This window comes from Chryseobacterium sp. (assembly GCF_029240215.1).
Taxonomy (GTDB): Bacteria; Bacteroidota; Bacteroidia; order Flavobacteriales; family Weeksellaceae; genus Chryseobacterium.
Genome location: NZ_JARBTK010000009.1, coordinates 93,204 through 106,992, shown reverse-complemented (window position 1 = coordinate 106,992; position 13,789 = coordinate 93,204). Strand labels below are relative to the sequence as shown.

The following is a 13,789-nucleotide window of genomic DNA, read 5'->3' as shown; positions in this document are numbered from 1 at the left end:
TTCTTTTTTGGTGTTGCCATAATTAAAATTACTCTTTTTATGAAAACACTCCTTAAATCTTTAATATCTAATGTCCACTTTTTGATGACGATTTACAGTTTCTGTCATACAATTCGAATACAAGATTAAACCCAAAGCCAGCCTTATATTTATTCCGTTTGGGGAAATTTTGGATTATGCATTAGCAATTTCAATCACATTATTTTCAATGTTTAAAGTAGCGTTTAAATGTGATTGTCACTATTGAATTGATTCTTTTAGGGAGAGGAGGTTGAGACTACTCAGAATAATAGATATAATGGAGGTTGAGGAGGAAATTGTTGTACATTAAATTCTTGCTAGTGATAACAAGGATTTACTAACTTTTTAAGAAAAATCTTAAATCAGATCTAAAAACTGTATATCTAGCGACATCTATCTACTTTAATTCACATTAACTTACAAAATAACAAAAATTTTTGGTTCTAAAAGAAAAATTAGTACTCAAATGCTAATTATGAGTTGAAAATAAATACTGAAAATCAACACCTTAAAAACTTATAAATTCAAATATTTATTTTTAACAAATTTTAAATCATTGATAATTAGAATATTCAAAATTCCAATCCTTAATTCAAATGCTAAAACAAAATTACTTTTCTTGTAATTGGTAAGATGCCATTAATATCGTTTTGAGTCTGAATTTACTGCGACGAAAATTTATTACGTAATTGAGAAAGTAATTTTTAGTATTACTATCCTTTATGCCTTTCGATTTCAACTAAATGATTGGCAATAGTAGATGGAGTGATTTGAAAATTAGGCAGAATTTCATTTTTAAATGGTTGCAAATAAGATGTAATTAAATAGCGAATAAAATTATTCTTGTTTCTTGAAGAAACATAACAAAATTAGAATCTTAACATATAAAAAAAATCAGAAAGCAGTTCGAGAATCGCTCCTAAAATTCTATAATTCTACCATTGAATTACAGAACCCATTTAAGCATACAAATCTTTGTTTATCAAACATTGACAAACAAAAAAATAACCAAATTGGCAACTTTTCACTCGGGCCGAGGGAGGCCTTTCTCAATTTACAAATGTTTTTTTTCTTGATCTGTTAGTGAGAGGAAGCATAGCATCAAATCTTCTTAAAACATAATTTTAAATACTAGTATACAGTGTGTTACAGGAGTTTGTGAAAAAATAAAATTTTCATTTTAATACGTCAAGTTCTGTCGCTTTCAGCATTGATATTTGCATCAAGAGAAAAACAGAAATGAAACTTGCTATTAAAACTTTTGGTGGACATCTTGCCGGAAACCACCTAAAAAAATAAGGCTAAAACCTGAAGTAATTCTAATAAAAAGAACCTTCAAATCTTAACCTTTATAAAATCAAACAAATTTACACAAATGTCTATAACCAACAACACATCGCAGACACTATTTCGATTCATAAGCATGAGAAACCCTCAGCTTACTGAGACAAAAAAAGAAAATTTAGGATTTATTCACAGATCAAGTTTGAACACGGCTTTTGATCAGGCAGTGAATAACAGAGCAGGAATCTCTAAATTGCAAGCATTGGAAAACCAATGCAGGTCATTCTCTTCTCCTTTTACGGAAAAAGATCTTGAAAACAGCCAATACGCTGCACTTCTGAAAATAGGAAGGAAAATCACAAAAAAGGAGGTTCTTTCAAATGATGATCTTAGCAAAACCAAAAGTGCTTATTCTTCCGGACAAATGGACTTGGGAAAATTATGGGATAATCTAATTTATCAGGTCGTTACCCAAAAAGATTTTTATGCCAAAGAAGCTCTTGTGCATATTTTAAAAGCTTTGCATGTAGGATACGTACAGACTCTTGCATTAACGGATGATCTTAGAAAAATAAATGGATTCGATCTGGTTGCTAAAGCATTAAATGCAAAGGTAGTAATGCCTAAAGAACTTTTCGTTGAAGAAGAGATTTCCGGTTCGTCTACAGCCAGTAGAATAGCATCACCTGAGACATCAGAACTTTCACAGAAAACACAGGAAAGAATAAAAACTGATGCTCAAAGAGATTTAGTAGTCACTCAGGCTCTTCTTAAAAAAGAACAACTTGAAAAACTAAACAAGGAGTTAGAGAAGATTCAAAAATCATATCACAACACCCACTCTAAAGATTATCAGGCTGCTTATGATAGATACATGGCTGAATATCAATATCAAAGAGAAGAATCTGCAAGGATTTTAGAAGAAATTAACTATTTAACTGAGCAAAAAGCATCTGAGGAGGAAATAAGAAAATTGTATGAACGATTAAAAGAGCTGGAATTTCCTCCTTTTGAGTTTTCTTCGCAAAATGAGATTAATATTTACGAGCTTCAGAAAAAATTATCTCCGGAATCATTTGAACTTTTTATGAGTTTGTTTGCTTCTCAGGAAATCAATCAAGAATTCTATTCCAAAGTATCGTCTACCGATAAAGCAGAAGCCATTTCAGAAACTCAATTAAGAGTAGGAACACAAACGCTTCAGATTGATGATAGTTTTCAGACGTATGATGATGTAATTTCTCAGGTACAAAATCATGCTTCCCTGACTATTCAGACAGCTTTGGAAAATACAACTTTGGAACAAACGCAGTATGCTAATATAGGAGGTGCATTAATTCCTATTGGAGGATCATCAACCAGAACTCATTTAGCTTACAGTTTATTGGCTAACTGGAATAGATCTGCTTTTATTCCAAATAATGGATTCATTAATTTCTCTTTTGAAGTTCAGGATAATTCATGGAACGTTGCCAATGCCAGAATTGCATTAGAATCCAACACTGGAAATCATGAAGAGGCACTAGGAAACGTTGATGTGCTCAACGGAACCGTAAGTTTTCCTGCATTAATGGTTAATAAATTTTCATCTATTAGCAAGGTAAGGATAGACGTTTATTTTAATAATGGAAGAGAAGCTTATGTAGAGTTATTTAAAATTCCTAATAATGAATTGCAGGTGGGATTACTTACATTAAAGCCGGGTAAAGAAGGTCCGAGAGAAGAAGAACCGGTAGAAGAAATGTCAACCGCAAGAAAACTGTTCGGACTGAAGAGACTGGGTATTGCAGAATACATGAAGGTCGTTCAGAGTACCCACGCCTATGTGCCTGGAGATGTTACGCATATTGAAAACATTATGGCAAGGGAATTTAAGCAGAAATCAACCAGAAGGCTTAGAAAAACCGAACTCCAAAATACATCTACAAAATCTACGGAACGTGAAACGCTTACCGATACGACAACGACAACAAGGCATGATATACAGTCTGAAGTTGCCAATGTGATCATGAAAGATACCAGCGCACAGGCATACGCTAACTGGAGTAAAGACACTGAAGTTTACGGAAGATTTGAAGTTGGTGGAAGTCTTGCCACTCATAATGCCAAAGAAAACAGTGTGCGACAAGCAGTAACCCAGTCACAAGAAATTACCAATAAAGCTACCGATAAACTCCTCACCAAAATTTCTGAGGAAAGAATTGAAAAGATCATCGAAGAGTATGAAGAAAATAATGCGCATGGTTTTGATAATCGAAATGGCGATAAACATGTCGTAGGTGTTTACCGATGGGTAGATATGAAATACAAAAACCAAATCTACAACTACGGGAAACGCACAATGTTTGAATTCATGATCCCTGAACCGGCAAGATTACACAGATTGGCTTTGGCAGTAGCAAAAGCAGATGTATTGACCGCACCTATAGATCCTAGAAAAGCACCGGCTCCTTACACGATGCCAAACCCAAAGGCAGCCACAAAAACATTACTGCAATACTGGGCAGATGTTTACGGAGTGACACTTACCGATGAAATGCCGGGCAAGGAAGTCATTCTTAATGCCAACGCAAGCCCTCAAACTGAAGGTGAAGGAGTATTCTTTGATGCCAATTTAGAGATTCCTGATGGATATAAAGCTACTACTGCATCTGTTGTATGGGCTTATAATAAGCAAAGAAACAGATCAGGATTCTTTCAAGGGAATTATATTTTGTCTTCCTATTTGTCTTTCGGTAACCTGAAGGGAGGAAGTTTTTATAAAGAAACCCGAAATCAGACCCTTAACGGAACTGAAGGAGTAAGTGGATTGAATCTTACTGGAGTATTCAATTACAGAGTATCCGGAAAAAACATAGGCGGATTTAATATCGCTTTAAAATTCCCATGTGTTCCTAATGATGCTAATGTTCTAGCGTGGCAGACAGAAAACTTTAATGCTATTATCGAAGCTTATAAAGAAGCTTATGAGAAATTTAAAGAAGAGCAGGCAAGAATAGATGAAGAACAGAAAGAAAAAGAAGCAGAAGCGAAAGATAAAATGGGGAATTTCTACCGTTATATGGAGAACGATGTCTTAAAACATAACTGTATTGCCTACTTGTTACAAGATTACCTGTCACCCAATACCGTCGGGCAAAACTTCACTGATGGCGATAAGATGGAAAACTTCCAGGTATTCTTAAACGAGAATCTCGATAAATACACCGCTCTAGCCAAATTCATGGAACAGGCTTTCGAATGGAGCGTTATGAGCTATAGTTTTTATCCATATTATTGGGCAAACAGACAACACTGGCAGGAAATGTACATCAGCGAAAGTGTAGATCCTTTATTCAGAAGTTTCTTACAGTCTGGTATGGCAAGAGTCATTGTAACAGTAAGACCGGGATTTGAAGATGCCATCCAATTCTTTTTAAGCACAGGTAAAATCTGGAACGGAGAAGAAGTTCCTGTAATTGGAGATCCTATGTACATGAGTATTGTAGACGAAATGAGAGAGCCTGTGGGGCTAAAACAAGGAAAACCTTGGATTACAAAACTTCCTACTACGCTTACGATTCTACAGCAAGATTCGGCAGGTTTGAAAACGGAAACCGCATTGCCATTCAGTTATGAAAATCCGGAAGAGTTTGAAAACCCTGAAGAAGTGGTTACCAAATCGGAATTCATGATTACCGATGCACAATTGAGTGCAGGAAAACACCGTTTTGTAGAAAATATTGACATCAAAGATGGTAATCTACAGCTTACAACGGATAGTGATCCTAGAAAAGTAGTTGCACAGATCTCTATGCAGAGTATCAAAAACAATCTTCCATAATGGTATTGTTGATTAATAATTATTAACCGGCTTTAGGCAAGTGGCGGTTGGAAAATGACCAGCCGCCATAAGCCAAAAGTTAAAAACAAGAAATTATGACTTACGAAGAATATATAAATGAAATAGAAGATTTTGATGATGTTACAAAACAAGAGCTTTTAGCAGATTTTCAAAGTCATCTTCCTTTGGATAATCCAGCGATGATGCAACAAATGGGTTATGGTGGGTTTGAGGGTTTTCTGAAGACGAAAAATGATGCAGGTGTCATGCAGCTCGGAGAAACGATTCGTGGGATGAGCAATGTGAGTCCGTTGGTAGCAATGAAACTTACGAATCAAAAATCAGGAGACATCAAGGATAAATATTTTATTGATGCTTTTAAAGACAAATATGATGATTTTGATATCGTAATTGATCCGGGATGTAACGTAAATGAAGAGTATCTCAAGCAAAATTTCACAAAGAAGACTTTTAACTACTTTATAGATGATGACGGTAAAAAAGGGGAAACAAGTGGAGATACTAAAGTTAACTTTATAATATTTATTACAAAAGATGAAAATAAGATAAAAGAAGCTTACCAATGTCTGAAACCAAGTAAAAACGAAATTATACTTTTTATTGAAGATAATGCAGGAGATAATAATGGTCAGCTCATTTTGGCGAAAGCAGATGAAGGTGTGAAAAAAGTTTTTAAGCAAGTAAGCCAAAGAACGCTGAATGATTATAAGCCTTTTCATGACATGCAAGGAATTCTAAAGCTTGATTATAAAGACTGGATAGCTTTAATCTTAAATGGCAAACTGGAAGGAAAACAACTTGCTGTTGAAGATATAATCGGGAGTTTATTGAATGTCATAAAAACACTTTTTTTACCATCTAAAGCATTAGGGTGGATTTTAAACAAAATAGGTGACGGAATAGACTACCTTAAAATATCGGATACGATTTGGGATACGCAATCAGATGATTACTTTTTTGAAAAAAAGAATATCACAAGTTTTTTCACAATTGACACCGCACCACTAGCAGAACTGAAAAAGGCTATAGTCAACGATCCGCGACAATTGGAATGGAATGATTTGCTACCAAGTTTCATTTCTGATAATGCTGAGATATATATTAGTAAACTGCAGAATGTAATTGGTAACTATAATACGCATATAACACAACAGATAGAAGCTATTTATAATTTTCAGGAACAGGCAGATCCTATTATAGATATTCTGAACATTAAAGAATCCATAGCATTTTGGGTAGGCATGTGGAACGGACTGGTAGATTTTGTCTCTTCAATTTTCAAATTTGTAGGAATGGTTTTAGAAGCACCGTTCGAAATTTTTGATAACTTTGACAAAATTGTAGATGGAATAAGCCAGCTGTTTACTTCACTAAGCAATATTGATATTTCTGATGAGTTGGTGAAAGCGTATGCTAACATAAAGAAATACTTGAGTGAGAAAGATGCAGACGATGTAGATTGGATTCGGGTAGCATATATCTCTGGCTTTGGTTTAATGTTTATATTAACCTTCTTTATTCCATATGCCAATATTGCTAAGCTGGCAAGTATTGGGAAATTTGGGAAAATGGGGGTAATCATTGCTGAAGTTTTAGAAGGAACAGGAAAAGCTTTAGGCAAAGCAGTACAGGCAGTTACCCGAGAAGCGAAAGAACTGGCAAGTGATATTTGGAGAGCGCTGACTTCTTTAATGGAAATCCTTAAACGAGGAGGAGCGAAACTACAAGAACTATTTGAAAAGATTTCTAAAGAAATTGTAGATTGGTTTCTTAAAAACAAGAAAGCTCTTTCTCTTTATGAAGGCGGGATTTTTAGAAGTAGGTTAGCTAAAGCTGTTGCTATGGCTTTAGATGATGCTCCAAAGTTTATTAAGCAATATGAACGTGCTTTTCTTGAAATGGAAGCATTGCTGGAAAGAGAAATGGCAGCTATCATAACAGAAAGTGGGGAAACAATTGGCGCGATTACTGATGGGGCTAAAAAGAGTGTTGATCTTTCCAAATATTTTAAGAAATTAAAAAATGCGATCGTTACCCATAATCACCCAATGGGAAGCAGTTTAAGCCCAGGTGATATTATGATGTTTATGGATCATGGTATCAAAGAACTTCGTGCTATTGCTATGACAGATGGAGTCGTTTTCTCTCTTAAAAGAATAGGAAATTTAACTTCCAAAAATATTAAAGAAGTTAAAGAGGCAGTTGAAATAGCTGTTAAAGAGCTTTTAAAAGATGGACCTGTAGAAAAATACGCATTAGAAAGGTATAAAGCGGATATGTACATTCGAGAATTAAATAAAACAGGAAAGATAAAATATGTAAAGTATCAACCTTAAAAATTTAGAAATTATGATAACAGAAAAAGATTATGAAGTATTATTTTACATTACTCCTAAAAAATATAGATTAACCGCATTAGACCAGGAGACATATGATCCTAAAAGAATGGATAATTTTAGTAAGGAAGAAGCCTTAGGAGAAAAGTTAATAAAATGTAGCCACAATGAGTTTGTAGAAGCTATAATCAAAATCTTCAAAAACAAATATGCAAATGCATGGGGTGTTTGGACAAAAACGGTAAATCATGACGGAAAGACAGATTTAGACTCTCCTGTGCGTACAGATTTTAAAAAATTATTTTTTGATTTTAAAGATGGAGTGGAGAATGTTTTTGGAGGTGATGATGAATATCTTGATAGCTTATTTATAGAATTCGACATTTCAGTAAATGGTTTGGTAAATACTGTGAAAACAGCCTTGCAAGGAAAGTCATTTACAGAATCTACCAATAATGGAAAAACCATTTTCGAAGTAAACAATAGTCCTATTCTAAAAATAGAAACTACTCCTACAACATTTCATATGTTTATAGACAAAGATTCTTTTATTGACTATGGAACCTAGGAATTATTGCAGTCTTCGGACTGCTTTTTTAGTTTTTATAAAAAAGCTAAGAGCCGGCTAATGATATTTAGAAAGCGTTGACTTCTCTAATGGAAATCCTTAAACGAGGTGGGGCTATAATTCAAGAAATTATAAAGTGGTTTTTGAAGAGTAAAGGAAAGTAATGATGAATTAAAAAAAATGAAAAAAATAGATTTAATGATCCCAATTTGGGCATTATATAACTTTAAAAACATTAGTGATATAGTGTTAAAAATTGATGACTCGGAATACTTAAAAAATGTATATGATCTTGAACAAAGAAAAAGTATACATAGTGCATTGAAATGGGCAAAAGAAAATCCTAACTTTGATTTCAAAGGAATAATGGAGGATGCTCCTGTTTCTCATGAATTAACTTTTTCCAATTTAGAGATATATAATTATTTGATGTCTTTTAAAAATTTTATGGAAAATCAGGATTATAAACTTTTAACTGATGATCGACCTCCAAAAAAAATGCCTTATGAAAAATAACTCTAAAGCATAGTTTTAAGCCACTTTAAAGTGGCTTTTTAATTGTCTTTCAAAACGGTATAAGCGGTTAGCAAAGCTGTTAAAACAATGAAGTATGATGAACTAATTTAAAGTACAAGATGAAGTATGGGATAATAAATTGAAAACCTCTGCAGAATTAGCCGATTGGATTTTGAAACAAGGCTACGAAAAAGGAGATCCAATACGTTTAATATCCTGTCATACTGGTTCAAAGCCAAATAGGTTTGCCAAAAAATCAGCTGAAATATTAGAAGTAGAAGTAATAGCTCCTACGGAAAGAATTTCTGTTGATGATTTAGGAAATTTCATACATGATAAAAGGTAAATTTGTAACTTTTAAAAAAGATTAATTATGAAATATTTTGGATTTGTAAAAGAGCATGACAATCATAATGCTTCTAAAAGTATACATGATTTAATTTTAGATGGCAATTCTATAAACGATAAGAGGAATGAAACATTAGAATATTTACAGAAGGGAATTTTGGCTGTCCCACAAATGGGCTGTGTTGGAGATGCTAAAGATCCTTTATTTGGAACAGACAATTATGATGATGATAATTTCATTGCCTACTATGCTTGTTACACAGATGGGATTTGGTTATGGCCTCAATATATTATAGAATATATAAAAAAATATCCACATATTAAGCTAGATTCTGATTTTGTAAAACATGTGATAAAAAATAACAATAAAAAAATTAATGTTTCTGAAGAAGAATGTTCTAAAATTGAAAAAGAATATTACAAAAAATTTTGGAAATAAATTAGAAAAGACAGTCTCAAAAGGCTGTCTTTTTTTACTTTCTCTCCGTAAAACAGGAAAAGCATCAGTTTATCAGAAAATATAAAGTTTTAAAAGAATTATAGGGAAGAGATAGATGGTTTGGATCAAATACACAACCATTTGATTTACAAATCATTAGGATTTATTCAGGGAAGCGGTTCGAGAATTGCCTCAAAAATCCCATAATTTTATTTTGGACTTCTCGAACCCGTTTGCAAGCGGGTATAGATTTGTTTATCAAATAGTTGAAAACAACAAAGTCGCCAAATTGGCGACTTTGTCAGTTGGGTGGTCCCACCTGGGCTCGAACCAGGGACCACCTGATTATGAGTCAGGTGCTCTAACCAACTGAGCTATAGGACCTCAAAATTTGGTTAAATTTTGTGATTGCAAAAATAGCAAAATTTCTTTCACTACAAAACTTTTTTATTGTTTTTCTTGACAAAGTTCGACCAAGACACCATTGGTAGATTTTGGATGGAGAAAGACAACTAATTTGTTATCAGCCCCTTCTTTAGGTTCTTCCGAAATAAATTGAAAGCCCTCTTTTTTTAATCTTTCAACCTCCTGCAGAATATTTTCTACCCCAAAAGCCAAATGATGAATTCCTTCACCTTTTTTTTCTATGAATTTAGCAATCGGGCTTTCAGAATTTTTGGCTTCCAGCAATTCTATTTTGCTTTCGCCTGTTCCATAAAAAGATGTGGTAACCCCTTCCCTTTCGACCGTTTCATTTTTATATGATTTTCCACCTAATAGCTTTTCAAAAAGTTGATCAGAAACTCCCAAACTTTTTACAGCAATACCAATATGCTCTAATTTCATATGTAGATTTATTATTTAAAAGTCAAAATAGCATCACAATTATAGTTTCCTTTGATATTACAAGTCAACTTAAGACAATTTATCAATGCTTAAATAAAGTCCACATTGCAATTTTGATACAGAAACCAAATTTCAATGAGCAATTCAAACAAAAATAGTAAATTTGCAGAACTTATGGAAAGCAACAGACAAAGAAAAGTAGCACAAATTATACAGGAAGATTTCGCAGAACTTTTCCGCAAGCAGTCAGCAGAAAGCAAACAGAGTTTTTTAGTATCTGTTTCTGATGTCAAAATTTCACCAGATTTAGGGGTTGCCAAAGTGTATCTTAGTATTTTTCCACAGGAATTCAGGGCTTCAATCATGAAAGAAATCGAGGAAAATAAGGCACAGTATAGAAATTTCCTTGGCCAGAAAATGGCGAAGCAGGTACGAGTGATCCCTCATCTGAATTTCTATCTCGATACGGCTCTTGATGACGTAGAAAAAATTGAAAAAGAACTTAGAGGCGAAGGCGACAATCCTGTATTGTAGAAGATTTGAAAAACATTGCATTTTATATAGCATCACGATACCTTTTATCTAAAAAAGGAAGCACAGCCGTTACATTTATTACGTGGTTGGCGGTTGGTGCTATGACCGTTGCTGTTGCTGCAATGTTTGTCATCATCTCTGTTTTTTCCGGTCTTGAGGTTTTTAATCAGAATCTTATTTCTAACCTCCATGCAGATTTAACATTAAAAAGCACATCCGGAAAAACTATTTCCGATTTAAAAAAAATCAAAGGGATTTTAAAAAACAATAAAGAAATTCTTCACTTTTCACGGGTTATCGAGGAGAAAGTTTATGTAAACTATAACGGAAAAGGTGATATCGCTTATTTAAGAGGTGTTGATTCTGCCTACACCAAGGTAAATCCTATCGACACTACCATTTTTTATGGAAAATATCCCAGTTTTCAGTATTCCAACGAGGTAATCATGGAAAATTCTCTGGACAACAGACTTTCTATCCCCGTCGATACCATACAAGATTTTGCTACGGTTTTCATGCCTAAATCAGGAACCGGTATCATCAATAAGGAAGAAGATATTTATAACAAGAAAAACATCATGGTAACTGGTGTTTTTCCGGGAAATGACCAACTGAACAATTTTATCATTTCACCGATTGAATTATCTGAAGAATTATTACAGCTTCCCGGAAATTCAGCTTATCAAATCGTTATCAAACTTAAAAACCCTGAAAACGCAGATCAGGTAAAAAAAGATTTGCTCAAATCTCTTGGAAAAAATGTTGAAATAAAAACAAAACAGGAAGAGAATGCCGCATTCTGGAAGATGATCAACACAGAAAAGCTTTTTATCTATCTTATTTTTGCACTGGTTATTTTCATTACCACTTTTAATCTCGCAGGTGCCATTATTATTTTGCAGCTTGACAAAAAAGAGCAGGCAAAATCATTGATCTCATTAGGATTTCCATTAAGCCATCTCAGAAAAACTTATTTTTATACAGGACTTTTGATTGTAGTTTCAGGCGTTATTTCAGGTTTGATACTGGGAAGCGTACTCTGCCTTTTCCAACAGTACACCGAATTTTTCAAAGCTGTGGAAAATGTGCCATTTCCCGTAAGAATTGTTGCCGAAAACTATCTAATTGTGGCTGCAACCGCATCGCTTTTCGGAATCTCCATTTCGTGGTTTTTCTCTAAAATCAGTAAAGATTATATTATTAAAAGTTAATATACCCCAGTTAATTTTTTTCGTAAATTTGCCTTCCAATTTAAAAAAATGAAGCGAATTTTATATTCTTTATTATTAAGCATTGTATTCATCAACGCTTTTGCACAAATTCCTGCAGGATATTATAATACCGCTACAGGTACAGGAGCAACTCTAAAATCCCAGCTAAAAGCAATCATTACCAATGGTCATATTGATAACGGATATGGAGGATTATGGATCGCATACCAAACAACCGACCGTGATTACTATTACGAAAATGACGGAACAATTTTAGATATTTATTCTGAAAGACCAACTGCTGCAGATCCATACAATTTTACAGTAACAACAGACCAATGCGGAAGCTATTCTGTAGAAGGAAATTGTTACAATAGAGAACACATAGTTCCCCAAAGCTTATTTAATGAAGCTTCGCCCATGAAAAATGATGCTCATTTTATCAGAGCTACTGATGGAAAAGTAAACGGCATGAGATCCAACTATCCTTTTGGAGTGGTGGGCACCAGTACTTCATTCACCTCTTTAAACGGCTCTAAATTAGGAACTTCGGCATCTGCAGGATATTCAGGAACTGTATTTGAACCGATCGATGAGTTCAAAGGTGACGTTGCAAGAATGATCTTTTATTTTGTAACCAGATACGAAACCCAACTTTCGGGATTTTCTTCAGGCGATATGCTTGGCGGATCTGCTTTCCCGGGACTGCAAACGTGGGAGCTGAATCAATTGCTTGCATGGAACGCCCAGGATCCGGTTTCAGCTGCAGAAATAGGAAGAAATAATGCAACTTACAATTATCAGGGAAACAGAAATCCTTATATTGACAATCCTCAATATGTTAATTTAGTCTGGGGGACGCAAACTCCTGACACTCAAGCTCCGACCGCTCCAACTAATTTAGTTGCAAACAATCCGACCTCAAACTCAATATCGTTAAACTGGACAGCCGCTACTGACAACGTGGGAGTTACAGGATATACAATTTACGTTAACGGGGTTCTGAATTCTACGGTAACAGGAACTACAGCGACAGTTCAGGGCTTAAATCCATTAACGACCTATACTTTCTACATTATTGCAAAAGATGCTGCAGGAAACTCTTCTGCACAAAGCAATACTGCTACAGCAACTACTTTAGCAGGGCAACCAGGAGGTGGATCTTGCGGAACTGAAGATTTTTCTAACATTCCGGCAAGCGCATCAAATTATACTACAAGAACCTGGTCTAGTAACGGGATTAGCTGGACAGCAACTGATGCAAGAACCGATCAGGAAATCAATGGAAAAGCAATCACTATTCAAAACGGAAGTCTTACAAGCTCATCAATTTCGGGAGGTATTCAGAGCTTAACTGTAACTACATTACGTAAATTCAATGGCAGTTCAACTACTCTGAATCTACAAATCAACGGAGTGACTGTCGGAACAATACCTTATGGTGATACTACCGTTACAACAACAATTAACAATCTTAATATTTCAGGAAATATAATAATCTCACTTATCAACCCTGTGTCATCCAACAGAGTTGCACTTGATGATCTTTCGTGGACTTGCTATAATGCTTTAAGTACATCTGAAACTACGAAACAAAAATCATTCAGCATTTACCCTAATCCGGTAAAAAACAATGAATTATTTGTGAAAGGTGAAAACTTAAGCAAAATTCTAAAGGCTGAAATCTATGATCTATCCGGAAAACTGATTCAAAGCATTGCCAATCCTTTCAAAAATTCCAACAAAATCAACCTTCACGGAATTACAAAAGGAATTTATATTCTGAAAACAGATCATGCTTCTTCAAAATTTATTGTTGATTAATTAAACAAAATATAATTT

Annotated in this window: 10 protein-coding genes and 1 tRNA gene; 9 read left to right on the top strand and 2 right to left on the bottom strand. The window is 34.3% G+C overall.

All coding sequences use genetic code 11. The annotated features are described in order from the left end of the window. The first annotated feature begins 1,444 nt into the window (after positions 1–1,444). From K0R77_RS15750 to K0R77_RS15725, 6 genes are all read left to right on the top strand, one after another. Positions 1,445–5,128, top strand: coding sequence for a hypothetical protein (locus tag K0R77_RS15750; protein ID WP_300354467.1), 3,684 nt, complete (start codon positions 1,445–1,447; stop codon positions 5,126–5,128). A 95-nt stretch (positions 5,129–5,223) separates the two neighbouring features. Continuing rightward, the gene (locus K0R77_RS15745) at positions 5,224–7,485 is read left to right on the top strand and encodes a hypothetical protein (protein WP_300354464.1); all 2,262 of its coding nucleotides are present in this window, start codon (positions 5,224–5,226) and stop codon (positions 7,483–7,485) included. A 13-nt stretch (positions 7,486–7,498) separates the two neighbouring features. Continuing rightward, a complete protein-coding gene (locus K0R77_RS15740) occupies positions 7,499–8,053 on the top strand; it encodes a hypothetical protein (protein ID WP_300354462.1) in 555 nt (184 codons plus the stop codon). Between the two features lie 180 nt (positions 8,054–8,233). Beyond that, positions 8,234–8,569 (top strand): hypothetical protein, encoded by a 336-nt coding sequence (locus K0R77_RS15735; protein WP_300354459.1) that lies wholly within the window; start codon positions 8,234–8,236, stop codon positions 8,567–8,569. A gap of 139 nt (positions 8,570–8,708) precedes the next feature. Next, on the top strand, positions 8,709–8,915 hold the full coding sequence (locus tag K0R77_RS15730; protein WP_300354457.1) for a hypothetical protein: 207 nt from the start codon (positions 8,709–8,711) through the stop codon (positions 8,913–8,915). Positions 8,916–8,942: 27 nt separating this feature from the next. Continuing rightward, complete coding sequence (locus K0R77_RS15725) at positions 8,943–9,356, top strand: hypothetical protein (RefSeq protein ID WP_300354454.1); 414 nt, start codon at positions 8,943–8,945, stop codon at positions 9,354–9,356. Between the two features lie 310 nt (positions 9,357–9,666). On the opposite strand, the gene K0R77_RS15720 is transcribed toward K0R77_RS15725, so the two are convergent. Together K0R77_RS15720 and mce are read right to left on the bottom strand one after the other, a co-directional pair. Then, positions 9,667–9,740, bottom strand: a tRNA-Ile gene (locus K0R77_RS15720). A gap of 63 nt (positions 9,741–9,803) precedes the next feature. Next, positions 9,804–10,202 carry a methylmalonyl-CoA epimerase gene (mce, locus tag K0R77_RS15715; RefSeq protein WP_300354452.1) on the bottom strand — a complete coding sequence of 133 codons (399 nt, stop codon included), beginning with the start codon at positions 10,200–10,202 and terminating at the stop codon, positions 9,804–9,806. A gap of 174 nt (positions 10,203–10,376) precedes the next feature. Between mce and rbfA the strand changes: the two genes are divergently transcribed. Genes rbfA through K0R77_RS15700 form a run of 3 tightly spaced genes read left to right on the top strand, consistent with a single transcriptional unit; the run spans position 10,377 to position 13,771 of the window. Further along, complete coding sequence (gene rbfA / locus K0R77_RS15710; RefSeq protein ID WP_300354473.1) at positions 10,377–10,736, top strand: 30S ribosome-binding factor RbfA; 360 nt, start codon at positions 10,377–10,379, stop codon at positions 10,734–10,736. Positions 10,737–10,741: 5 nt separating this feature from the next. After that, the gene (locus tag K0R77_RS15705) at positions 10,742–11,947 is read left to right on the top strand and encodes an ABC transporter permease (protein WP_300354450.1); all 1,206 of its coding nucleotides are present in this window, start codon (positions 10,742–10,744) and stop codon (positions 11,945–11,947) included. 48 nt (positions 11,948–11,995) lie between these two features. Further along, positions 11,996–13,771, top strand: a complete 1,776-nt coding sequence (locus tag K0R77_RS15700; protein WP_300354448.1) for an endonuclease — start codon at positions 11,996–11,998, stop codon at positions 13,769–13,771. Positions 13,772–13,789: the final 18 nt, after the last annotated feature.